Annotated in this window: 2 protein-coding genes; both read left to right on the top strand. The window is 73.2% G+C overall.

All coding sequences use genetic code 11. The features are described from left to right. Nucleotides 1–1,331 (top strand): cobaltochelatase subunit CobN (locus HMPREF3099_RS03460; RefSeq protein WP_202816674.1); only part of this gene is annotated, 1,331 nt, incomplete at its 5' end. Beyond that, a partial coding sequence (locus tag HMPREF3099_RS03455; protein ID WP_202816673.1) for a nitroreductase family protein occupies nucleotides 1,331–1,599 on the top strand: 269 nt, incomplete at its 3' end. The genes HMPREF3099_RS03460 and HMPREF3099_RS03455, both read left to right, overlap by 1 nt.

The following is a 1,599-nucleotide window of genomic DNA, read 5'->3' as shown; positions in this document are numbered from 1 at the left end:
CCGCGCTGCAGTTCGCCTGCACCCAGGTGGTGCCCCGCCTGGCGCAGACGCCGGGCGAGATGGACGCCGTGCTCCACGCCCTGGACGGCGGGTACACCCCGGCCGGGCCCAGCGGCTCGCCCCTGCGCGGGCTGGTCAACGTGCTGCCCACGGGCCGCAACTTCTACTCGGTGGACCCCAAGGCCATCCCCAGCCAGCTGGCCTACCAGACGGGTACGGCCATGGCCACCTCGCTCGTGGAGCGGGCGCTGGCGGACTCCGGGGAGTACCCCGAGTCGGTGGGGCTCTCGGCCTGGGGCACCTCGGCCATGCGCACCTCGGGCGACGACATCGGCGAGGTGCTCGCGCTCCTCGGCGTCACGCCGGTGTGGGACGAGCAGTCCCGTCGCGTGGTGGGGCTGGAGCCCATCGGCCTGGAGGAGCTGGGGCGCCCCCGCATCGACGTCACGGTGCGCATCTCGGGCTTCTTCCGCGACGCCTTCCCGCACGTCATCGACCTGCTGGACGACGCGGTGGCCCTGGTGGTGGACCTCGACGAGCCCGAGGAGATGAACTTCCCCCGCAAGCACGCCCTGGCCGACCTCGCCGAGCACGGCGACGCCCGGCGCGCGAGGACGCGCGTGTTCGGCTCCAAGCCGGGCACCTACGGCGCCGGCCTGCTGCAGGTGATGGAGTCCGGCACCTGGCGGGACGACGCCGACCTGGCCGAGGTGTACACCACCTGGGGCGGGTACGCCTACGGCCGTGACCTGGACGGCGCCCCGGCGCGCGAGGACATGGAGCGCAACTACCGCCGCATCACCGTGGCGGCCAAGAACGTGGACAACCGCGAGAGCGACATCCTCGACTCCGACGACTACTTCCAGTACCACGGCGGCATGGTGGCCACCGTGCGGGCGCTCACCGGCACGGCACCGGCCGCGTACGTGGGTGACTCCACCTCGCCGGACGTGGTGCGCACCCGCACCCTGGCCGAGGAGACCTCCCGCATCTTCCGGGCCCGCGTGGTCAACCCGCGGTGGATCTCCGCCATGCAGCGCCACGGCTACAAGGGCGCCTTCGAGCTGGCCGCCACCGTGGACTACCTCGTGGGCTTCGACGCCACGAGCCACGTGGTGCCGGACTGGATGTACGAGCAGACCGCCCGCTCCTACGTGCTCGACGAGGAGAACCGCGCCTTCATGACCCACGCCAACCCCTGGGCGCTGCGCGGCATCATCGAGAAGCTGCACGAGGCCGCCGAGCGTGGCCTGTGGGAGGAGCCGGACGCCGAGCTCCTGCAGCAGATGCAGCAGGTGTACCTCGACGTCGAGGGCGACCTGGAGGAGTGATGGAACCACCCCGCCCCACTCCCCGCATCGGGGACCCCAGCTCCGCGGCGCAGCGGGCCGCCGACCCCTCCGGCTGGTCGATGGGGGAGCAGGTGCGCGCCGCGCTGGAGGACGTGCTGGGCGCCCGGCGTGACATCCGCCGGTTCCGCCCCGACCCGGTGCCCGAGGAGCTGGTGCGCGAGGTGCTCGCCGCCGGGCACGCAGCGCCGTCGGTGGGGCACTCCCAGCCGTGGCGCTTCGTGGTGGTCCGCGACCCGGCCACCCGCGA

The sequence above is a fragment of the Kytococcus sp. HMSC28H12 genome (assembly GCF_001816045.1).
Classification (GTDB): Bacteria; Actinomycetota; Actinomycetes; order Actinomycetales; family Dermatophilaceae; genus Kytococcus; species Kytococcus schroeteri.
This window is presented reverse-complemented; position numbering and strand designations above follow the sequence as displayed.